Here is a 217-nt window from a genome sequence, read left to right as displayed (position 1 = left end):
CAAGTTAAATTCAGGAATGTCCTGTAATCTTCCCGTCGGCACTGAATCCTGGATTTTTTCTACTTCCTCCATTGTCAATGTAAGAGAAGCTTCAGCGGTATAATTTCCGAAACCTCTTGAAACAGGCATGTTACCCGCTCCGTATTGATTTTCAATTTCCTGGTTATCAGAGTAGGAAACTGAAGTAATGCCATAAAAAGGCTTATCGCCATTGGCC

General features: G+C 41.5%; 1 protein-coding gene. It reads right to left on the bottom strand.

Features of this window, described 5'->3' with window-relative positions; translation table 11 throughout:
• Window positions 1-217: hypothetical protein (locus tag E1171_RS22885; protein WP_222931247.1), on the bottom strand; the 217-nt coding region annotated here is incomplete at both ends.

Source organism: Xanthovirga aplysinae, from assembly GCF_009711365.1.
Taxonomy (GTDB): domain Bacteria; phylum Bacteroidota; class Bacteroidia; order Cytophagales; family Cyclobacteriaceae; genus Xanthovirga; species Xanthovirga aplysinae.
Note: the sequence above shows the minus strand (reverse complement) of the source record. Positions and strands in the feature narration are given on the sequence as shown.